Annotated in this window: 16 protein-coding genes; 7 read left to right on the forward strand and 9 right to left on the reverse strand. The window is 71.2% G+C overall.

Going from position 1 to position 20270, the window contains the following annotated elements:
• Positions 1-9 precede the first annotated feature (9 nt).
• The 6 genes from ACPEEZ_RS04090 to ACPEEZ_RS04115 all read right to left on the reverse strand — a co-directional run bounded on the left by ACPEEZ_RS04090 (position 10) and on the right by ACPEEZ_RS04115 (position 6904).
• The gene (locus ACPEEZ_RS04090) at positions 10-1065 is read right to left on the reverse strand and encodes a glycosidase (RefSeq protein ID WP_423923082.1); all 1056 of its coding nucleotides are present in this window, start codon (positions 1063-1065) and stop codon (positions 10-12) included.
• A 111-nt stretch (positions 1066-1176) separates the two neighbouring features.
• A complete protein-coding gene (locus ACPEEZ_RS04095) occupies positions 1177-2094 on the reverse strand; it encodes a carbohydrate ABC transporter permease (protein ID WP_423923084.1) in 918 nt (305 codons plus the stop codon).
• 1 nt (position 2095) lies between these two features.
• Positions 2096-3082 (reverse strand): carbohydrate ABC transporter permease, encoded by a 987-nt coding sequence (locus tag ACPEEZ_RS04100; protein ID WP_423924362.1) that lies wholly within the window; start codon positions 3080-3082, stop codon positions 2096-2098.
• Positions 3083-3093: 11 nt separating this feature from the next.
• Entirely contained in the window at positions 3094-4398 is a 1305-nt protein-coding gene (locus ACPEEZ_RS04105; protein WP_423923086.1) for an ABC transporter substrate-binding protein, read from the reverse strand.
• Between the two features lie 76 nt (positions 4399-4474).
• Positions 4475-5665, reverse strand: coding sequence for a hypothetical protein (locus ACPEEZ_RS04110; protein WP_423923088.1), 1191 nt, complete (start codon positions 5663-5665; stop codon positions 4475-4477).
• A gap of 213 nt (positions 5666-5878) precedes the next feature.
• Entirely contained in the window at positions 5879-6904 is a 1026-nt protein-coding gene (locus tag ACPEEZ_RS04115; RefSeq protein WP_423923090.1) for a LacI family DNA-binding transcriptional regulator, read from the reverse strand.
• 245 nt (positions 6905-7149) lie between these two features.
• Between ACPEEZ_RS04115 and ACPEEZ_RS04120 the strand changes: the two genes are divergently transcribed.
• Together ACPEEZ_RS04120 and ACPEEZ_RS04125 are read left to right on the forward strand one after the other, a co-directional pair.
• Positions 7150-8316: a N(5)-(carboxyethyl)ornithine synthase gene (locus ACPEEZ_RS04120; protein WP_423923092.1), complete on the forward strand. Its 1167-nt coding sequence runs from the start codon at positions 7150-7152 to the stop codon at positions 8314-8316.
• A gap of 22 nt (positions 8317-8338) precedes the next feature.
• Positions 8339-10867: an ATP-binding cassette domain-containing protein gene (locus tag ACPEEZ_RS04125; RefSeq protein ID WP_423923094.1), complete on the forward strand. Its 2529-nt coding sequence runs from the start codon at positions 8339-8341 to the stop codon at positions 10865-10867.
• 142 nt (positions 10868-11009) lie between these two features.
• On the opposite strand, the gene ACPEEZ_RS04130 is transcribed toward ACPEEZ_RS04125, so the two are convergent.
• The 3 genes from ACPEEZ_RS04130 to msrA all read right to left on the reverse strand — a co-directional run bounded on the left by ACPEEZ_RS04130 (position 11010) and on the right by msrA (position 13781).
• The gene (locus ACPEEZ_RS04130) at positions 11010-11660 is read right to left on the reverse strand and encodes a DUF1345 domain-containing protein (protein ID WP_423923096.1); all 651 of its coding nucleotides are present in this window, start codon (positions 11658-11660) and stop codon (positions 11010-11012) included.
• Entirely contained in the window at positions 11660-13048 is a 1389-nt protein-coding gene (locus tag ACPEEZ_RS04135; RefSeq protein WP_423923098.1) for an FAD-binding oxidoreductase, read from the reverse strand. The genes ACPEEZ_RS04130 and ACPEEZ_RS04135 overlap by 1 nt, the downstream gene beginning before the upstream one ends.
• A gap of 193 nt (positions 13049-13241) precedes the next feature.
• Entirely contained in the window at positions 13242-13781 is a 540-nt protein-coding gene (msrA, locus tag ACPEEZ_RS04140) for a peptide-methionine (S)-S-oxide reductase MsrA (protein WP_423923100.1), read from the reverse strand.
• Between the two features lie 99 nt (positions 13782-13880).
• On the opposite strand from msrA, the gene ACPEEZ_RS04145 reads away from it, so the two are divergent.
• The 5 genes from ACPEEZ_RS04145 to ACPEEZ_RS04165 all read left to right on the forward strand — a co-directional run bounded on the left by ACPEEZ_RS04145 (position 13881) and on the right by ACPEEZ_RS04165 (position 20270).
• Complete coding sequence (locus ACPEEZ_RS04145) at positions 13881-15506, forward strand: ABC-F family ATP-binding cassette domain-containing protein (RefSeq protein WP_423923102.1); 1626 nt, start codon at positions 13881-13883, stop codon at positions 15504-15506.
• Between the two features lie 120 nt (positions 15507-15626).
• Positions 15627-16616, forward strand: coding sequence for a substrate-binding domain-containing protein (locus tag ACPEEZ_RS04150; protein ID WP_423923104.1), 990 nt, complete (start codon positions 15627-15629; stop codon positions 16614-16616).
• A 47-nt stretch (positions 16617-16663) separates the two neighbouring features.
• The gene (locus ACPEEZ_RS04155) at positions 16664-17737 is read left to right on the forward strand and encodes a galactitol-1-phosphate 5-dehydrogenase (RefSeq protein WP_423923106.1); all 1074 of its coding nucleotides are present in this window, start codon (positions 16664-16666) and stop codon (positions 17735-17737) included.
• A gap of 2 nt (positions 17738-17739) precedes the next feature.
• Complete coding sequence (locus tag ACPEEZ_RS04160; RefSeq protein WP_423923108.1) at positions 17740-19284, forward strand: FGGY-family carbohydrate kinase; 1545 nt, start codon at positions 17740-17742, stop codon at positions 19282-19284.
• Entirely contained in the window at positions 19281-20270 is a 990-nt protein-coding gene (locus ACPEEZ_RS04165; protein ID WP_423923110.1) for a sugar-binding transcriptional regulator, read from the forward strand. Before ACPEEZ_RS04160 ends, ACPEEZ_RS04165 begins: the two co-directional genes overlap by 4 nt.

Genomic DNA, 20270 nt, shown 5'->3' on the forward strand with positions numbered 1-20270 from the left:
GTGGAGCCGTCAGACGCGGTCGAGCCGCGCGACGCCGATCTTCGAGTCGGCCATGCCGTAGAAGACGTACGGGACGCCGTCGACCTCCTCGATGGCGGTCGGGAAGACGACGTTCGGCACGATTCCGTCCCGCTCGTCGTCGGTCTCGGCCTCGAGCAGCGGCACCTCCGAGCGCTGGACGACCCGCGACGGGTCGTCGGCGTCGAGGATGATCCCGCCCGCCGCGTAGTTGACGTTCTGCTGCTGGGCGAAGGCGTCGTCGATCTCACCCGTGACGCCGTGGTGCAGCAGCAGCCATCCCTCGGGCACGCGTCGGGGCGGCGGGCCGCCGCCGATCTTCAGCTCCTCGAACGGGAACTCCGGGCCCGCCACGAACCGGTGCTGGCCCCACCGGGCGAGGGCTCGGAGGTCGGCGGCCACGGCGGCGACGGGCACGTAGCTGATCCAGATCGAGTTGCGCCCGTCGGTGACGCCCGCCGGCAGCGGACTGCCCTCGCCCGGCACCGTGGCGCCGATGTGCCACATCGGGCGGTGCAGGACGGCGAAGCTGCGCACCCCGTCCGGCGCGGTGACCGGCGTCGGGAAGAACACCGTGTCCTTGTTGTGGAACAGCCCGAGGTCCGTGTCGAGCTCGTCGACGTAGTCGAACGTGACGGGGCCGAGCCGGCGCCAGTCGCGCAGGTCCTCGCTCACGGCGACCGCCGTGCGCGGGCCGAGCGGGCCGTAGGCCACGTACGTCATGACGTGCAGGCCGAGCTCGTCGACGCGCGTCACCCGCGGGTCCTCGACGCCGGCGTGGGTCGCGCCGCGTTCCCAGCCGCGGTCCGGCGCGAGCACGACGCCCTCGCGGGCGACGCCGACCGGCACGCCGCCGTCGACGAGCACGCGCGCCAACCCGACGCGCGAGACGTTGCCGCTCGCGACGAGACGCGGCAGCAGGTACAGCTCGCCGTCCGGGCCGCGACCCGAGCCGGGGTTCAGCACGCCCTCGGCCTCGTGCGGCTCGTCGGGGTCGGGCGTCATCACGACGCCCAGGCGGGTCAGTCGGTAAGGGAAGTCAGCCATGGTGCGGCCTTTCGAGAGAGACGAGACGGGGGAGTCGAGGAGGCGCGGGGCGGTCGTGACCGGCACCGCGCCTCCTCGAGTCGGGAAGGACGGGAGGACGCGGCACGCGGCTCAGCCCTTGACGCTCGAGCCGAGATCGGTCGAGACGAAGTAGCGCTGAAACACGATGAACAGCAGCACGACGGGCGCGGCGAGCACGACGGCGCCCGCGAGCGTCGCGCCGAACGGGTTGGCCGCGGTCGCCGCCACGTTGCTGATGTAGTTGGCGAGCGACACGGCGAGCGGCTGCATGGTCGCCTCCTTCGTGATCAGGAACGGCCAGAGGAACTCGTTCCACGGGCCGATGAAGGTCAGCAGCAGGGCCGTCACGAGGGCGGGCCGGACGAGCGGCAGGGCGATGTTCCAGAGCAGTCGGAACTCGCCCGTGCCGTCGATGCGCGCAGCTTCGAACAGCTCCCTCGGCAACTGCAGGAAGTACTGCCGGAAGATGATCACCGCCGTCGAGTTGATCGCGAACGGCAGGATCATGCCGAGGTAGCTGTCGCTCAGCCCGTAGTTGCGCGCGATGAGCACGTACAGCGGGATGATCAGCAGCTGGAACGGCACGACCTGCACGAGCAGCGCGAGCGCGAACGTCACCCCACGACCGCGCCACTGCAGCACCGCCAGCGCGTAGCCGACGAGCACGCCGAACACGATGGTGCACGCGAGCACACCGATCGTGAAGATGCTCGAGTTCAGCAGCCCGGTGAGCAGGCCGATGCGGCTGTTGATCGCGGTGTAGTTCTCGAACGTGAGGTTCGACGGGTGCGGGAACGCCCCGGCGACGGTCGGGTCGGGCTTCGTCTGCAGCGAGCCGATCAGCATGTAATAGAACGGGAAGAGGAACGCGAGGGCTCCGATCGCGAGCACGACGCCGCGGAGGACGGTCTGGGCCCGGGTCAGCGGAGGACGCTTCGTCACCCGCAGTGACCGGCGCGCGGGGGCGGGCGAGGGGGCGGGTGCCGTGGTCTCGTCGAGGGTGGACATGTCAGTCGTCCTTTCCGCCGGCGAACCGGTTCTGCAGCAGCGCGATGATCAGGACGAGGATGACGAGCACGATGCCGATGGCGGCGGCCTGGTCGGGGTTCCCCTGCTCGATGCCCTTCTGGTACATCAGCAGCACGGGCGAGGTGGACGCGCCGTTCGGCCCGCCGCCTCCGGTGAGCAGGTAGGGCTCGGTGAACAGGTTCGCGCCGGTCACGGTCGACACGAGCAGCACGAGCACGGTCGCCGGGCGGACCCCCGGCACGGTGACGGTGAAGAACGACCGGATCGGCCCGGCGCCGTCGCTGGACGCGGCCTCGTAGAGCTCCTTCGGCACGTTCTGCAACGCGGCGAGGTACAGCAGGATGTAGAACCCGAGCTGCTTCCACGTGACGAACAGGGCGATGGACGGCATGGCCCAGGCCGAGTTGATCAGCCACGACGGGGTCGGGGCGAGCGGGCCCAGCACCTGGTTGACGAGTCCGCTGCCGTTGAACAGGAACAGCCAGACCGCCACGACGGCGACGCTCGCCGTGAGGTACGGCACGTAGAACGCCACCCGCAGGAACCCCCTGACGTGCACGACGCGGTCGAGCGCCGTCGCGAGCACCATGCTCAGCACGACCGTGAGCGGCACGTTGATCACGAGGAAGACCCCGACATTGCCGAACGACCGGATCACGGCCGGGTCGGTGAACGCCGTCACGAAGTTCTGCAGACCGACGAACGGTCGATCGACGACCGCCCCGGGGGCGGTGAAGAAGTAGTCGTGGAACGCGATGTACACCGCGTAGACGAGCGGGTAGGCGAAGACCGCCAGGACGAAGAGGAGGTAGGGGGCGCTGAACAGCAGCCCCAGCGGGTTCTTGCCGAGCAGCCCGCCACGCCCGCGGGCGCGGCCCGGGCGGCCGGAGCCGGGGCGACCCGAGGAGGCGGTGCGCGCCTCCTCGGATCGCCCGGCGGCCGGCGAGGCTGCCGCGGCCTCGTGCACCGTGGACACGATCAGCCCTGGGCGGCGAGCTCGTCGACCTTGGCGGCGGCGTCCTTCAGCGAGGATTTCACGTCGCCCTTGCCGAAGATCACGCTGCTCGACCAGGCGTCGCGGAACGCCTGCAACTCGGCCACCGTGTTCGGCCCCGGCGGCACCTCGACCGTGCGGGCGGCCTGGTCGCCGAAGAGCTTGTACGACGGGTTCGCCGTGAAGTAGTCGGCGTAGGTCGTCGCCAGGTCGGTGCGGATCGGCATCTGGCCGGTCGTCTCGAGCAGGGCGCGGTCCTGGTCGGAGCTGGTCGAGAACTTCAGGAAGTCCCACGCCGTGCCCTGGTTCTTACAGGCCGTGTACATGCCGATGTTCTTCGCGTCGCTGAACGTGTACGTCTTGTCGGCGCTGGTGCCGTCCTTGGTCGGGACGGGCACGGCTCCCCAGTTGACGTCCTTGTAGACCGAGACGGCCCACGGGCCGACGATCGACATGGCGGCCTCGCCGTCGGCGAAGGAGTCGCCCTGGTACTGCTCCTGGCCGGCGAGCTTCTGGTCGTAGAGGCTGCGCCAGAACGAGGCGACGTCGTCGCCGGCGGTGTCGGCGAACGTCGCCTTGCCGTCGTCGACGAGACCCTTGCCACCCGTCTCGGCCGCGTAGAGCGGCATGAAGTCGAACTGCGACTGGAAGAACTCGCTGGTCGGGGCGGGGTGGATGGCGTATTTCGAGACGCCGGCGTCGACGAGCGTCTTCGACGTCGCGAGGAAGTCGGCGTAGGTCGACAGCTTCGGGTTCTCCGCGTCGAGGCCGGCCTTGGCGAACAGGTCCTTGTTGTAGAAGATCATGACCGGGTTCGACTTCCAGGGCAGCTGGTAGTACTTGCCGTCGGCGTCCTGGTACTGCGTGGCGATGTCGCCGCTGCGCTTCTCGATGTAGCTCGCGCCGTCGGGGAAGCTCGACAGGTCGACCAGGCCGCCCTGCTTCTGGAACTGCCCGACCGCGCTCGGCGCCGTGTTGTAGACGAGGCAGGGGGCGTTGCCGGCGGTGATGGCGGCGCCGATCACCTCTTCGCTCGACTTGCCGGCGGGGATCTCCTGACCCTTGACCTGCTCGTCCGGGTGATCCTTGTTCCAGGCGGCGACCATGGCCTTGCCCCAGGTGACCTCCTGCTCGTTGTTCGAGTACCAGATGGTGATGGGGCCCTTGGCGGTCAGGGCGCCCGAGGACGCGCCTCCGCCGCTGGAGCAGGCCGTCAGGCCGAGGCCGGCGACCAGGACGGCTGCGCCGATGGCTGTTGCGCGTCTCGTGAAGCGTGTGCGTCGTTGCACGGTGTTCTCCTTGGTGTGGGTGGTGCGGGGTGTGTGGGTGGTGCGGGGTGTGGCGGTGGTGTCGGGTGTGGGTGGGTCAGATCGAGGAGGCGCGGGCCGGGTCGGCCGGCACCTCGCGGTAGACGTAGAGGTCGCGCCGGTCGGCGGGGGAGTCCCAGCCCTGGGCGAAGGTCCAGCGGCCGCCGATGCGTTGCAGGCCGCCCCAGCTGAGGGAGCCGCCGGTCGTGAGCGCGCGCTGGTCGAGCGGTCGGTCGACCGTGTAGAGCGCCTGGCTCGCGGCGAAGCGCCCGTCGGCGTCGTCGTGGAAGACGTCGAGCACGAGCCGCCCGTCTCCGGTGACGATGGCGGCGGCGACCTCGTGCAGGTGACCGCCGATGGTCGACAGGTCGAGGTAGGGCGCGGGCTCGAACGACCAGTGCCGCATGTCGGTCGAGCGGCCGACGTGCAGCACGCCGTCGAAGCCCTCGCTCACGAACAGGAGGTAGTCGCCCGACTCGCCGTCGATGCCGCCGAGCCGGACGGCCGCGCCGTGCTCGTCGCGAGGGATGACCGCGCCCTTCGCCCAGAGCCGCGTCTGGGCGTGCTCGGCGATCGGCCCCAGCTTCTGCCAGGACACGAGGTCGTCGCTGACGGCGAGCAGAAGGTCGCAGCCGACCGCCTCGACGGGGTAACCCGTGCTCGGGTACGCGGCCCGCGCCTCCTCGGTGATCGGGAAGATCCCGTTGTAGAACAACCACCAGCGGCCCTCGGCGCGGTAGACCTTCGGGTCCTCGGTGCCGAGCAGCTCGTCGTCGAGCGTGGGGCGGATGATCGGGTTGGCATCGTCGTCGACCCACCGGGCCGTGGGGTCGACGAGGTCGAGCGTCGCGTGACCGAGTCGGCTGCCGAGGCTCTCCTTGCGGGGCGAGGCGCGGTAGAAGAGGTGCAGCGTGCCGTCGTGCACGATCAGGCTGGGGTTGTAGAGCGACGCACTCGTCCAGCCGAGTCCGTCGGGGTCGGGCCACTGGCGGTCGAGCGTGAAGGTGAGCGACTCGTCGGCCACGAACGGGCCGACGGCCCAGTCCGGCCGGTCGGCGCCGTACGCCTCGGGGCTCGAGAAGGTCAGCTGGGAGAGGGCGCCGGTCTGCGCGTTGCGGTGCGCCATCGCCTCGTCGTAGACCTGCTGGAGGCGCGCGCGGGTGAGCGGGACGAGATACGGCTGCGAGGCGCGGTCGGCGGCGTCGTGGTCGCCGTCGAGGGTCTCGGGCGTGCTGGCGGCGCTTGTCATCGGGGCACCCACTTCGTCGTGTGCGATCTCGTGCGCAGGGCTCCTGCGGCGAACCGAAACGTTTCGGTAGATCGAGAATGTAGCACGTCGTCGGGCGCGGCGGAACCCCTGCGCCGCCGTCCGTGCGCCGCCGCGGCGGGCTCGGCGGCGCGAAGAACCCCGTTGCGGAAGATGAACCCCGTTCGAACGGGGTTCTCGGGGATGCGGCGGTCGTCAGCGCGGCGCGGGGCCGGTCGACGCCCGCACGAGCAGCCGCGCGGGCTCGATCGTGGCGTCGGCCACGGGGCCGCCGTCGATGGCGAGCAGCAGCAGGCGGGCCGCCTCCGCCCCGATCAGCCGTGGAGCGGTCGACATCGTCGTCAGCCCCGGTCGCACGTACGACCCGAGCTCGATGCCGTCGAACCCCGCGACGCTGACGTCGTCGGGCACCCGGAGACCCAGGCGGTCGGCCTCGGCCATGAAGCCGATGGCGGCGAGGTCGTTCGCGCAGAAGACGGCCGTCGGGCGGTCCGACGATGCCCCCGTCTCGAACAGCTGCCGCGCGGCGCGCGCACCGGCGTCGTACGTGAAGTCCGCGTCGACCACGACACCCGGGTCGTGTCCGGCCGCCACCAGCGCTCGTCGCCAGGCCTCGCTGCGGTGCTGGGCGTGGATGAAATGCCCGGGTCCCGCGACGTGGGCGAAGCGGCGGTGACCGAGCGCGACGAGGTGCTCGACCAGTTCGCCGATGCCGGCGGAGTCGTCCTGGCGCACGGCCGGCAGCGGGAACCCGGCCGCCGGGTTCACGGCGATGGCCGGCAGGTCGAGTTCGCGCACGAGGGGCACCCGCGGGTCGTCGACGGTGAGCTCGTTCAACACGACGCCGTCGACGCGACGGCCGGCGGCGAGTCGGCGGTAGCGGTCGAGGGTCTCGTCGGCGGCCGAGCCGATCTGCAGGATGAGCGCGTAGCCGCGCGGGTCGAGCACCGACTCGAGACCGCCGATGAAGCTGCCGAAGAACGGGTCGGACTCGAGGACGAACGGGTCGCGGTGCACGACGAGTCCGACGGTGAAGGCACGCTTGGCGCTGAGGCTGCGGCCCCGGACGCTCGGCACGAAGCCGAGGTCGCTCGCGGCCTGCTTGATGCGGGCCCGGGTCTGCTCCGAGACGCCGGGACGGTCGTTCAGGGCGCTGCTCACCGAGCTGATCGCGACGCCGGCGCGAGCCGCGACCTCGACGATGGTGACGCGCTCTGCCACGCCGTGCCTCCTCGTCGTCGGGTCGTCCGGCGCGGGGGACGCGCCGCATCGATGCTACGGCAGCCCGTTCGGTGCCCGCGGTGTGCGTCGTGTGCGGTTCGCGGCGTCGTGTCGTGATCGTTCGCGACACGATGACGCGGACGCGACACGACGCGGCGGCCCGAGCCCGCCCGCGACACCGCAGGAGGCGCGGGTCGGCAGACCACGCCCGTCCGGCCCCGAGGCCCACTCATCTAAGGTCGAGCATGACCGAAACGGATTCCACGCCCGCACTGTTGCGCCTCGGCGTGCTGGCGACCTCGCGCAAGGCCGACGAGCGCCGCGTCCCGATCCACCCCGCCCACCTCGAGCGGATCGATGCCGATCTGCGCGCGGCGATGATCCTCGAGCGCGGCTACGGACTTCGCTTCGGCGTGCCCGACGACGAGATCGAGCCGCTGGTCGGCGCGCTGGCCCACCGCGACGAGGTCATCGCGCGCGCCGACGTCGTGCTGCTGCCGAAGCCGCAGGCGTCCGACCTCGCCGAGCTGCGCGACGGCCAGGTGCTCTGGGGCTGGCCGCACTGCGTGCAGGACCGCGAGATCACCCAGCTCGCCGTCGACAAGGGGCTCACGCTGATCGCCTGGGAGGCCATGAACCACTGGCAGTCGGACGGCGGCTTCGGCCTGCACGTCTTCCACAAGAACAACGAGCTCGCCGGGTACTGCTCGGTGCTGCACGCCCTGCAGCTGTGCGGGTCGACCGGCGACTACGGTCGGCGCCTCACGGCTGTCGTGATCGGCTTCGGCGCGACCGCGCGCGGGGCCGTCACGGCGCTCAACGCGCATGGGGTGCACGACGTGCGGGTGCTGACGAACCGCGAGACGGCGGCCGTGAGTTCGCCCATCCCGTCCGTCGACATCGTGCAGTTCGAGCACGACCCGGAGTCGCCGTACGCGAGCACGGTCAACACGACCGACGGTCCCGTCGAGCTCGCGCCGTTCCTGGCCGCGAACGACATCGTCGTCAACTGCACCCTGCAGGACCCGAACGCGCCCCTGACCTATCTGACGACCGACGACCTCGGGGCGTTCCGCCCGGGCAGCCTGATCGTGGACGTGTCGGTCGACGAGGGCATGGGCTTCGACTGGGCCCGTGCGACGACCTTCGCCGAGCCGATGTTCACGGTGGGCGAGACGACGAACTACTACGCCGTCGACCACAGCCCGTCGCTGCTCTGGAACAGCACCTCGTGGGAGATCAGCGAGGCGCTGATGCCGTTCCTCCGCACGGTGATGGAGGGGCCGACGTCGTGGGCCGGGTCGGACACCGTCCGCCGGGCGATCGAGATCGAGGACGGGCGCATCCGCAACGAGGCGATCCTGACCTTCCAGGGGCGGTCGGCCGAGTACCCGTACCCGCCCGCCGACTGACGGAGCGCCTACACTCGCCCGAATGCCCCGAACCCCTGATGTCGCCGCGAGCGCTGACGCCGCCCCTCCCGCCGCCGCTGCGTCCGCCGACGCCCCGCTCGCCGCGGACGACGCCCCGCTCGACGCCCTGCCCCTCGCCGTCCTCGAGCACGCGTCGCGGGACGGCTTCGTGCGGGTGCGGGGCGCCCGCGAGAACAACCTGCGGGGCGTCGACCTCGACGTGCCGCGCGACCGGCTCGTCGCGTTCACCGGTGTCTCGGGGTCCGGCAAGTCGTCGCTCGCCTTCGGCACGATCTTCGCGGAGGCGCAGCGCAGGTTCTTGGAGTCCGTCGCGCCGTACGCCCGCCGGCTCATCGCGCAGGGCTCGACACCGCACGTCGACTCGATCACCGGTCTGCCGCCGGCCGTGGCGTTGCAGCAGCGGCGCGGCGCCCCGAGCTCCCGGTCGACGGTCGGCACGCTGACGACCCTCTCGAACTCGGTGCGCATGCTGTACTCGCGGGCCGGTCGCTACCCCGAGGGCGCGGCGCGGCTCGAGTCCGACTCGTTCTCGCCGAACACGGTCGCCGGCGCCTGCCCACGTTGTCACGGACTCGGCGTCGCCCACGAGGTCACCGAGGCCTCGGCCGTGCACGACGACTCGCTGAGCATCCGCGACGGCGCCATCACCGCGTGGCCGGGTGCCTGGCAGGGGAAGAACCTGCGCGACGTGACGGCCGTGCTCGGCTACGACATCGACACCCCGTGGCGTGAGCTCGACCGGGCCGACCGCGACTGGCTGTTGTTCACCGAGGAGCAGCCCGTCGTCGAGGTGCATCCGCAGCGCGACCGTGTCGCCAAGCCCTACAAGGGGCGGTTCTGGAGCGCCCGGCAGTTCGTGCTGCACACGCTCGCCGACTCGCAGAGCGAGACGCAGCGCACCAAGGTGCTGCGCTTCGTCGAGTCGGGTCGCTGCTCGCTCTGCCACGGCAGCGGGCTGACCCGCGCCGCCCTCGCCGTCACGGTCGGCGGCCACACCATCGCCGATCTCAACGGTCTGCCGCTCGCCGCGCTCGCCGAGGTGCTCCGCCCGATCGCGTCGATCGCGGACGCCGGTGCCGCGACGCGCTCGGCCTCGTCGGGGGAGCGCTCCGAGGTCGCCGTCGGCATCTCGCGAGACGTGCTCGGACGGGTCGAGGTGCTCACCGGTCTGGGGCTCGGCTATCTCAGCCTCGACCGTGCGACGCCGACCCTGTCGCCCGGCGAGATGCAACGGCTGCGGATCGCGACGCAGCTGCGCTCGGGCCTGTTCGGTGTCGTCTACGTGCTCGACGAGCCGAGCGCCGGCCTGCACCCGGCCGATGTCGAACCCCTGCTCGACGTGCTCGACGGACTCCGGGCCGGCGGCAACAGCGTGTTCGTCGTCGAGCACGACATGGACATCGTGCGTCGCGCCGACTGGATCGTCGACGTCGGGCCCGGCGCCGGCTCGGGCGGCGGGGACGTGCTCTACAGCGGCCCGGTCGCCGGCCTGGCCGACGTCGAGGCGTCCGTCACCCGGCGGTTCCTCGCCCGACCCGGGACGGACGAGGAGGCGCGGGTCACCGAGCGCGCCCCGCGTGTCCCGACCGCGTGGCTCGAGCTCCGCGACGTGACCGCCCACAACCTCCGTGGTCTCGACGTCGACGTGCCGCTCGGCGTGCTGACGGCCGTGACGGGTGTCTCGGGGTCGGGCAAATCGACCCTCGTCGACCGGGCGGTGCGCGAGCACGCCGGCGCGCACGACACCGTCGACCGCATCGTGCAGGTCGACCAGAAGGCCATCGGCCGAACGCCGAGGTCGAACCTGGCCACGTACACGGGCCTCTTCGACGCCGTGCGTGCCGCGTTCGCCGCCACGGACGAGGCGCGGGCGCGCGGGTGGTCGGCCGGTCGCTTCTCGTTCAACGTCGTCGGCGGCCGGTGCGAGGTCTGCCAGGGCGAGGGCTCCGTGTCCGTCGAGCTGCTCTTCCTGCCGAGCACGTGGGCGCCGTGCCCGGAATGCCACGGCGCGCGATACACCGCCGAGACCCTCGAGGTGCGCTACGACGGCGCGAGCATCGCCGACGTGCTCGGCATGACCGTCGACGAGGCCGCCGCGTTCCTGCGGGACGTGCCCGCCGCCTCCCGCGCTCTGGAGACCCTGCGTCAGGTGGGCCTCGGCTATCTGCGACTGGGGCAGCCCGCCCCGGAGCTGTCGGGCGGCGAGGCCCAGCGCATCAAGCTGGCGACCGAGCTGCAGCGGGCCCGCACGGGGCACACGCTCTATCTGCTGGACGAGCCGACAACCGGGCTGCATCCGGCCGACGTCGAGCTGCTGACGGCGCAGCTCGAACGGCTGGTCGACGCCGGCAACACGGTCGTGGTCGTCGAGCACTCGCTCGACGTCATCGCGGCCGCCGACCACGTCATCGACCTGGGGCCGAACGGCGGCGACGACGGAGGCCGCGTCATGGCGCAGGGCACCCCCGCCGAGGTCGCCGCGTCGACCACGAGCCGCACGGCGCCGTACCTCGCCGCGCGCCTCCGCTAGCCCGGCCTGCCCGTCCGGCAGCGCTGCCTGCCGCCCGGGGTGCGTCCTGTGCCGTTCGCGGCATCGTGTCGTGTCCGAACACGACACGATGCCGCGAAGGCGACACGACACCGCCCGACGACGGGTGCGTGACCGCCCGGCGTCAGCCGGCGAGGCTCACGATGAAGTTCACGAAGCTCGCGATGATGACCGACCCGAACAGGTACGACAGCAGCGCGTGCCGCAGCATCGTCGCGCGGATGCGGCCGTCCGAGACCGACGTGTCCGACACCTGGTACGTCATGCCGACCGTGAACGCCAGGTAGGCGAAGTCCGTGTACTGCGGGTCGTCGTCCTGATTGAAGTCGATACCGCCGTGGGCCCGGCTGTAGTACAGCTGCCCGTAGCGCAGCGTGAACAGCGTGTGCACGAGCACCCACGACAGCACGACGCTCGTGACGGCGAGACCTGCGACGACCTCCTGCTCGGCGCCGGGCGCACTCTTCGCCTGCACCAGCACGTAGACGAGCGAGAACAGGCTCGCGATGCTCGCGACGACGAGCAGGACGTCCCTGAGGAGGCGCTTCGGGTCCTCGCGATTCGCGTGCGTCCTCGTCGTGGCCGCGTCCATCCGACCCACGATCGCCCAGACCCACACGACGTAGACGAGGCAGGCGGCCGCCCAGCCGGCGGTGGCCGCGTAGCGCCAGTACCCGGCGGCGCCGACCGCGGTCGCCACGACGACGAGTGCGGCGAACATCACGACGATGCGCAGGTTGCGGGTGTGGCGGGAGGCCCAGCCGCGTTCCGACATCAGAACGCCTTGCCGGGGTTGAGGGTGCCCGCGGGGTCGAGGGCGTCCTTCACCGAGCGGTGCATCCGCAGCACGCGATCGCCCAGCTCGTCGCGGAGGCCGGGTAGCTTGAGCAGCCCCACGCCGTGCTCGCCGGTGACCGTGCCGCCGAGGTCGAGGCAGTCGGCGACGATCCGGTCGAAGGCGAGCTTGGCCCGGCCTTTCGCGTCGTCGTCGCCCTCGGGCGCGATGATCAGCGGGTGCAGGTTGCCGTCGCCGGCATGGGCGATGTTGGCGATCACGACGTCGTTCGCCGCCGCCGTCGCCTGGATGCGCCGGAGCATCTCGGGCACGGCCGAGCGGGGCACGCAGACGTCCTCGGTGAGGACGGGGCCGCGCCGTTCCAGCGCCGGGTAGGCCAGGCGCCGGGCGGTGAACAGGCGGTCGATCTCGGCGGGGTCCGTCGCGCGCTCGACCTGGCTGCCCCCGGACCCGGTGACGATCTCGGCGACCCGATCGGCCAGTTCGTCGCCGGCCGCGCCGCGCTCGTCGATGCGGGCCAGCAGCAGGGCGTTGACGTCGTCGGGTAGGCCGAGTCCCTGCCACTCGTCGACTGCGACGAGGCAGGTGTGGTCGATCAGCTCGAGGGCGGCGGGCACGATGCCGGCGGCCGAGATGCCCGCGACGGCATCGCCCGCGGCCTCGAGCGACGGGAAGTACCCGATGACGGCGCGTTCGTCGCGGCCGGTCAAGGGCAGCACCTTCACGGTGACCGACGTGACGATGCCGAGCGTCCCCTCCGAGCCGACCATCAGAGCGGTGAGGTCGTACCCGGCGACGCCCTTGGCCGTCCTCCGGCCGAGCTCGACGACCTCGCCGTCGGCCAGCACGACCGTGAGGCCCAGCACGTAGTCGCGGGTCACGCCGTACTTCACGCAGCAGATGCCGCCCGCGTTCGTGGCGACGTTGCCACCGATGGTCGAGATCGCCGAGCTGGCCGGGTCGGGCGGGTACCAGAGGCCGTACCGGGCGACGTGGGCGCGCAGGGCGTCGTTGATCACGCCCGGCTGCGTCACGGCGTAGCGCTCGGCGGCGTTGACCTCGGTCACCTCGTCCATCAGCTCGAGCGAGAGCACGATGCAGTTCTCGACGGCGTTCGCGCCGCCCGAGAGGCCCGTGCCGGCGCCCCGGGGGACCACCCGCACGCCGTTCTCGGCGGCCCAGCGGACGGTGGCCGAGACGTCGTCGGTGCTCCGCGCCCGCACGACGGCCAGCGGCCGGACGTAGTCGGCCCACTCGGCGTCGTCATGGCTGTAGTGCTCGAGGTCGTCGATCTCGCGGAGCACCTGCTCGGGTGGCAGCAGCTCGGCCAGGCCGGCAACGAGGTCCGGCGGAGTGGTCGTGGTCATGGATCGCCTCTCTCGCGGCTCTCGACGTCGAGTCGCCGTTCGATGCTACGCGCCGCGACGAGGTGACCCGTCGGGCCGCCGATTCCGACGAACAGGCGCCGGACGAGTCGTCTCGATGGGTGACACACGAGGAGGCGCGGTGTCGGTCGAAACCGGCACCGCGCCTCCTTCGGGTCGTCGCGGGGGAGGCTCGCTACGCGAGCGACTCCTCGCGCTTCGGCAGCTTCCAGTTCGGGCGGACGAAGTGGCAGGTGTAGCCGAACGGGTCCTTCTCGAGGTAGTCCTGGTGCTCTTCCTCCGCCTGCCAGAACGCGCCGGCCGGCGTCACCTCGGTGACGACCTTGCCGGGCCACAGGCCCGACGCGTCGACGTCGGCGATGGTGTCGAGGGCGACGTCGCGCTGCTCGTCGGACGTGTAGAAGATCGCCGAACGGTAGCTGTCGCCGACGTCGTTGCCCTGGCGGTCCTTCGTCGACGGGTCGTGGATCTGGAAGAAGAACTCGAGCAGGTCGCGGTACGACGTGACGGTCGGGTCGAACACGACCTCGACGGCCTCGGCGTGACCGCGGTGGTTGCGGTACGTCGCGTTCTCGACCTCGCCGCCCGAGTAGCCGACGCGGCTCGAGATGATCCCCGGTCGGCGACGCAGCAGCTGCTGCGCGCCCCAGAAGCATCCTCCGGCGAGGATGGCGGTCTCGGTGCGGGGAGTAGTGGTGCTGTCGTTCGTGGTCATCGTGCCCTCCGTGTCTCGTGGCGATGTCCGAGTCAACACGCGGGTGCCTGAGCGTGTTCCCGGAGTCGGCACCGGGTGCCGCCCTGGGAGGATGGCGGCATGAGTCTCATCCGTCTGAACGACGTCTCCGTCCGCTTCGAGAACGCGCCCGTGCTGCGCGAGGCCTTCCTGCGGTTGGAGTCGAAGCAGCGGATCGGCGTGGTCGGTCGCAACGGCTCGGGCAAGACGACGCTGCTGAAGCTGATGCTCGACCAGGTGCAGCCCGACACGGGCACCGTGACCGTCGAGCCCGGCACGCGCATCGGCTACTTCTCGCAGTTCTCCGAGCTCGACGGCACGCAGACGATCCGCGAGGTGCTCGACGGGCTCTTCGACGGGGTGCACCGCATCGAGGCCGAGCTGCAGACCATCGACGCCGACATCGCCGTGGTCGCGGTCGACCCCGACGGCGGCGACGCGCTCGACCGGCTGATCGCCCGGCAGTCCGAGCTGTTCGCCGAGATGGAGCGCCTCGACGGCTGGGACTACCCGCGCAAGATCGAGACGGCGCTGACCACCCTCGGCTTCACCGAGGCGCACCGCGACGCGGCCATCGACGACCTGTCGGGCGGCTGGCGGAACCGCGCGGCGCTCGCGAAGATCCTGCTCGAGGACCCGGACGTCCTGCTGCTCGACGAGCCGACGAACTTCTTGGACGTGGCCGGCGTGGAGTGGCTCGAGACCTGGTTCCGCGACTTCCGCGGCGCGGCCGTGATCGTGTCGCACGACCGCCGGTTCCTGGACTCCGTCGTGACGTCGATCGTCGAGGTCGAGAACTACCACCTGCACGAGTACCCGGGCGACTTCGCCGAGTACGTCGTGCAGAAGCAGTTCCGTCTGAAGACCCTCGAGCAGCAGTTCGTGCACGAGTCCGAGTTGCTCGCGTTCGAGGCGGAGGGCATCGCCGACCGGCGCGAGGCCGCGAAGGCAGCCAAGGCGGCCGGGGGTCGCGGTCTCGGCAAGGAGCTCTCGAAGATCAAGAAGAACCGCGCGCCGCGACCGGTCGACCAGATCATCACCGAGATCTACGGCGGTCTGCACATCAAGGACGTGCTCTGCCGCGTCGAGGGGCTCGCCAAGGGCTACGGCGACCGCGTGCTGTTCGACGACCTCACCTTCGAGGTGCGCCGTGGCCAGCGTCTCGTCGTGATCGGCGCGAACGGCAGTGGCAAGAGCACGCTGCTCCGCGTGCTCACGGGGGAGGAGAAGGCCGACGCCGGGTCGGTCGACTGGGCATCGGGGGCGCGGGTCGTCTCGTACAACCGCATGCTCGACGAGCTCGACGACTCCGACACCGTCACGCACGCCGTGAACGCCCTCCCCGACAGCCTCGCGTTCACCGCGACGCGCAAGTCGGTCGGGCGGTTCCTCGCCATGTTCCAGTTCTCGGAGGCCGACCTGCAGAAGCGGATCGGCACCCTCTCGGGTGGTCAGCGCGCCCGTGTCGCGATGGCGCAGTGCCTGCTGTCGGGGGCATCGGTGCTGCTGCTCGACGAGCCGACGAACCACCTCGATCTCGCCAGCACCCAGGTGATGGAGCGTGCGCTCACGCACTTCCCGGGGGCCGTCGTCGTCGTCAGCCACGACCGCTTCTTCACCGACAAGGTCGCCAACCGGCGGCTCCTCTTCGACGCCGCGAGCCCCGAGGAGGCACGGGCCGGCTCCGTCACCGTGGGCGCCGTCTGACGTCGGCGCCACCCCCCTCCTGCTCATGTGAGCAAACTTCTGCGCATCCGTTGACCGCGGTGCGAGGCGCACCTACCTTCTGATGAGGCCCAACGGTGGGCCCCCAGCTCAGGAGGAACGATGAAGTTCTCGAAGACCATCCCCGTCGTCGCGATCACGGTCGCGGCGGTCGTCGCCCTGTCCGGCTGCTCCGTGCCCGGTCAGGGCGGAGCGACGGCCGCGGCCGTCGCCGAGGGCGATCCCGTCACCATCGGTTTCAGCCAGGCCACGCAGCAGAGCCCGTTCTACGTGTCGCTCAGCGACGCCGCGAAGGCCGAGGCCAAGAAGGACGGCAACGAGCTGTTCTTCGCCGACGCCAACGGCGACGTGACGAAGCAGAACGACGACGTGCAGGACCTCATCACGCGCGGCATCGACGTGCTCGTGATCAACCCCGTCGACCCCAAGGGCATCGCCCCCGCGCTCGCCGCCGCGAAGGCCGCGGGCATCAAGGTCGTCACGGTCGACCGCCCCATCGACTCCGGCGCCGAGTCGTTCGTCGGTCGCGACAACAAGGCGATGGGCAAGCTCGTCGGCGAGGAGGCCGTGAAGACGCTCGGCGACGCCGGTGGCAAGATCATCGTCATCCAGGGCGACGCCGGCGGAACGGTCGCGAAGGACCGCTACGACGGCTTCGTGTCGGCCACCTCGGCCCAGAAGAGCATCACGATCGTCGACGGCCCGTACGCCAACTACGTGCGCGCCGAGGCCGTCACCGCCATGCAGGACCTGCTGCAGGCGAACCCCGACGTCAAGGCCGTCTATGCCGAGAACGACGACATGGCGATGGGCGCCCTCCAGGTGCTCACCGAGAACGGTCGCGACGACGTCAAGGTCTTCGGCGTCGACGGTCTGATGGACGCGGTCAAGGCGATCGCGACCGGCGACCAGTTCGTGGCCACCGCCTCCAACGACCCCGGCACCGAGGGCATCTCGGCCGTGACGACCGCGATCGACGTGGCGCGCGGCAAGAGCGTCCCGACGTTCGTCGACGCCGGCACCGGCCTCGTCACGAAGGCGAACGCCCCGTCGTTGGTCGGGTCCTCCACGTTCGCCCAAGCCGCCAAATAACGCACCCCCGCCGCCACACGCGCGCCGACTCACGAAGAGAGCAGACGATGACCACCGTCACCCCGTCCACCACCACCGATACGACCACGATGACCGCCGCCGTCCTGCACGCGGCCGGTGACATCCGGGTCGAGGACGTCACCGTCCCGACACCCGGCCCGGGTGAGGTCCTGCTGAAGGTCGCCGCCTGTGGCGTGTGCGGCTCCGACATCCCGCGCATGCTGCGCAACGGCGGGTACATCCTGCCGATCATCTGCGGGCACGAGTTCTCGGGCTGGATCGAGGAGCTCGGCGAGGGTGTCACGGGCTTCGAGATCGGCACGCTGGTCTCGGTGCCGCCGCTGATCCCGTGTTACCACTGCGACTACTGCCTCAAGGGCGAGTTCGGTCTCTGCGAGAACTACGACTACTTCGGCAGCCGCTCGAACGGCGCCTACGCGCAGTACGTCGTCGCCCCGGTCGGCAACCTGCTCGTCATGCCCGAGGGCATCGACCCCCGGGCCGCGGCCATGCTCGACCCGGCCGCCATCGCGCTGCACGGTCTCTGGAAGACGGGCCTCCGCGCCGGTCACCGCGTCCTCGTCGTGGGAGCGGGACCCATCGGCCTGTTCGCGGTGCAGTGGGCGAAGATCCACGGTGCCGGGCAGATCGTGGCGATCGACCTGAGCGAGCAGAAGTCGCAGATGGCGCTCGAGGCCGGCGCAACGCACGCCGTGCAGACGTTCGACGAGGCGAAGGCCCTGGCCGGTCGCGGGTTCGACATCGTGCTCGAGTCGGCCGGCGTCCCCGTGACCGCCGACATGGCGGCTCACCTGACGGGTCCGCAGGGGCACGCCGTCTTCATCGGCATCCCGCACGCTCCGGTGACGCTCGACAAGGAGACGTTCAACCGCTTCATGCGCCAGGAGGCCACGCTGCACGGCTCGTGGAACTCGTTCTCGGCGCCGTTCCCCGGCGACGAGTGGCGGGTGGCCGCGGCCAAGCTCGCCGACGGCACCTTGAAGTGGGAGTTCATGATCACGCACGAGCTGCCGCTGTCGGCGCTGCCCGACATGATGGTGACGCTCGGCGACCGGTCGGAGTTCACCTCCAAGGTGATCTTCATGCCGAACGAGGCGTGACGATGGGCGTCCTGCTCAGCATCGACCTCGGCACCGAAGGGGCCCGGGTCGGGGCGTTCACCGACGACGGCACCTCCCTCGGCTCGGTGCACACCCCGTATCGCACCTCCTTCCCGCGCCCGGGGTGGGCCGAGCAGGACCCGGACGAGTGGTGGTCGGCGTTCGTGACGTCCGCGCGGGCGCTGCTCGCGACCGAGGCGTGCCGCGCCGCCGGGCCGGTCGTCGCCCTCGCGTCGGCGACCACCGCCTCCACCGTGGCCGTCGTCGACCGGGCCGGGCGTCCGCTCCGGCCGGCCATCCTCTGGATGGACTCGCGAGCCTCCGACCAGGCCGAGCGCACGGCCGGCTTCGCCGCCGACCACCCCGTGCTCGCCTGGTCGGGCGGCTCGGACGCGGCCGAGTGGCTGCTGCCGAAGGCGATGTGGCTGAAGGAGAACGACCGGGCCACCTACGACCGTGCCGACCGCATCGTCGAGGCCGTCGACTACGTGACGTTCCGTCTGACGGGTCGCTGGGTGGGCTCGCAGATGAACGCCGTCTGCAAGTACAACTACGACTCCATCGCCCGCCGCTACCCGACCGAGCTGTACGAGGCCCTCGGCATGGGCGACCTCGTCGGCAAGCTGCCCGACGAGATCCTGCCCGTGGGCTCCCCGGCCGGCACCGTCGCGGGCGCCGTCGCCGCCGAGATCGGCATCTCGCCCGACGCGGTCGTGGCCGTCGGAGGCATCGACGCCCACGTCTCGCTGCTCGCCTGCGGGGCCGAGTGCGACGGACTGGTCTCCCTCGTCTCGGGCACGTCGTCGGCGATCATCGCCGAGGTCGACGAGCCGACGACGAGCACGGAGGTGTGGGGCCCGTACCCGCAGGCGCTGCGGACGTCGAAGTGGCTGGTCGAGGGCGGCCAGGTCACGAGCGGCTCCGTCCTGAAGTGGGCGGGCGAGGGCATCATGGGCGTGCCCCGCGACGGTCTGGGCGAGCTGATCGCCGGTGCCGCCGCCGTCGACCCGGCGGCGCACGGCCTCCGGGCGCTCGACTTCTTCATGGGCAACCGCACCCCGCATCGCGACGCCCGCCTCCGCGGCGCCGTCGTCGGGCTGACGCTCGGCACGACGCGCGAAGAGCTGTACCGCGCCGCGATCGAGGCCGTCGCCTGCGGCACCAGGAGCGTCGTCGACTCGTTCGCCCGGGCCGGTGTCCGCTGCGACCGCCTGGTGTTCTCGGGCGGCATCGAGCGCAACCCGCTCTGGCAGCAGGTCACCGTCGACGTGCTCGGCCGCGAGGCCGAGATCGTGACCGGCGACAACCTGACGCTGCGCGCCTGCGCCGTCATCGCCGCGACCGGCACCGGCCTGGTGCGCGACCTCGACGAGGGGGCACGCGTCTTCGCCCCGACGACCCGCACCCTGACCCCGAGCGCGACGCACACCGAGGTCTACCGCGACACGTTCGCCGACTACCAGGAGCTCACCGCGGCGCTGACGCCGCTGATGCACCGCACCGTCGACCGGCTCGCCCGGCGCAAGGACGAAGGGGTCCCCGCATGACACTCGCCCGTGACGAGACCGAAAGCGGCCAGGACGGCGCTGCCGACCTCGACCGCGACCGCAGCGCGCTCCTCCTCAAGGTGGCGCAGCGCTACTACGAGCAGAACCGCACGCAGGAGGACATCGGCCGCGAGCTCCACCTCACCCGCTGGAAGATCGGCCGACTGCTCGACGAGGCGCGTGCCGCCGGCATCGTGCAGATCGCCGTCGTGCACCCGCAGGCGCGGCGCACCGAGCTCGAGATCGCCATGCGGGCCCGGTTCGGGCTCCGCGAATGCGTCGTCGTGCCGACCCCCGAGAACCCCGATCCCGGTCACGGCCACGTCGGCACGGCCGCCGCCGACTACCTGCGCGCCAACGCGTCGAGCATCACGTCGCTCGGCGTCTCGTGGGGCAACACGCTGCAGCAGATCGCGGCGGTGCTGCCGGCCGGCTGGACCCGCGGCATCGACGTGATCCAGATCAACGGCGGCGTCAGCCGCTCGGTCAAGCCGACCACGGCGGCCAACGTCGCGATGAGTATCGCGCACAGTGGAGACGGTCGCGCCACGCTGCTGCCGGTGCCCGCCATCGTCGAGCACGTCGGGACGAAGGAGGCGCTGTACCGGGAGGGCTTCGTCACGGAGGTCCTCGAGAAGGGTCGCCAGGCGGACGCCCTGCTGTTCTCCCTCGGCGCGATCGGGCCGAGCTCCGTGCTCGTGCAGTCGGGCGCGGTCACCGTGGCCGAACTGGACCGGCTGCAGGCCGACGGCGCCTGCGGAGACGTCGTCGCGCACTACATCACGGCCGACGGCTCCGTGGCCGACACCGACATCGAGGCGCGCACCGTCGGCCTGACCCTCGACGACCTGCGGGCCGCACGTCGGGCCATCGCGGTCGCCGCGGGCGCGGACAAGGCCCGCATCATCACCGCCGCACTCACCAGCGGCCTCTGCTCGGTGCTGATCACCGACGAAGAGGCCGCCCGACACGTCCTGGAGGACTGA

This window comes from Frigoribacterium sp. 2-23, from assembly GCF_049601585.1.
Taxonomy (GTDB): Bacteria; Actinomycetota; Actinomycetes; order Actinomycetales; family Microbacteriaceae; genus Frigoribacterium.

Bases quoted from the DNA above. Each gene is read 5' to 3' on its own strand.
- ACPEEZ_RS04090 (WP_423923082.1), bottom strand. From the start codon at position 1,065: ATGGCTGACTTCCCTTACCGACTGACCCGCCTGGGCGTCGTGATGACG.
- ACPEEZ_RS04095 (WP_423923084.1), bottom strand. From the start codon at position 2,094: ATGTCCACCCTCGACGAGACCACGGCACCCGCCCCCTCGCCCGCCCCC.
- ACPEEZ_RS04110 (WP_423923088.1), bottom strand. From the start codon at position 5,665: ATGACAAGCGCCGCCAGCACGCCCGAGACCCTCGACGGCGACCACGAC.
- ACPEEZ_RS04120 (WP_423923092.1), top strand. From the start codon at position 7,150: ATGACCGAAACGGATTCCACGCCCGCACTGTTGCGCCTCGGCGTGCTG.
- ACPEEZ_RS04125 (WP_423923094.1), top strand. From the start codon at position 8,339: ATGCCCCGAACCCCTGATGTCGCCGCGAGCGCTGACGCCGCCCCTCCC.
- ACPEEZ_RS04130 (WP_423923096.1), bottom strand. From the start codon at position 11,660: ATGTCGGAACGCGGCTGGGCCTCCCGCCACACCCGCAACCTGCGCATC.
- ACPEEZ_RS04135 (WP_423923098.1), bottom strand. From the start codon at position 13,048: ATGACCACGACCACTCCGCCGGACCTCGTTGCCGGCCTGGCCGAGCTG.
- msrA (WP_423923100.1), bottom strand. From the start codon at position 13,781: ATGACCACGAACGACAGCACCACTACTCCCCGCACCGAGACCGCCATC.
- ACPEEZ_RS04145 (WP_423923102.1), top strand. From the start codon at position 13,881: ATGAGTCTCATCCGTCTGAACGACGTCTCCGTCCGCTTCGAGAACGCG.
- ACPEEZ_RS04150 (WP_423923104.1), top strand. From the start codon at position 15,627: ATGAAGTTCTCGAAGACCATCCCCGTCGTCGCGATCACGGTCGCGGCG.
- ACPEEZ_RS04155 (WP_423923106.1), top strand. From the start codon at position 16,664: ATGACCACCGTCACCCCGTCCACCACCACCGATACGACCACGATGACC.
- ACPEEZ_RS04160 (WP_423923108.1), top strand. From the start codon at position 17,740: ATGGGCGTCCTGCTCAGCATCGACCTCGGCACCGAAGGGGCCCGGGTC.
- ACPEEZ_RS04165 (WP_423923110.1), top strand. From the start codon at position 19,281: ATGACACTCGCCCGTGACGAGACCGAAAGCGGCCAGGACGGCGCTGCC.